General features: G+C 34.5%; 1 pseudogene. It reads left to right on the top strand.

The features are described from left to right. A pseudogene (locus SB773_RS33710) lies at positions 1 to 249 on the top strand (hypothetical protein); the annotation flags it as partial.

The following is a 249-nucleotide window of genomic DNA, read 5'->3' on the forward strand; positions in this document are numbered from 1 at the left end:
TACGGACACCGAAGATTTTAATGATGATTCGGAATTCATAAGGGACCTTGTTAAACAAAAGGTTCAACGTCTTAAGGCCTTTTTCAAAGTTTTAAAAGCTGACTTATCCCAGGTTGAATCTAGTATTTTAGATAAGACACTGTTCAACCCTTACAATCGTTTTTCCATTAATGAAGAGAGCAATTTTACAAGTTTAATGTCAAAGGACTTCCCGATTCTCGAGGACTTTTATGTCGATTTATGTACATT

Source organism: Bacillus sp. SIMBA_074, from assembly GCF_046534555.1.
Taxonomy (GTDB): Bacteria; Bacillota; Bacilli; order Bacillales; family Bacillaceae_G; genus Bacillus_A; species Bacillus_A mycoides.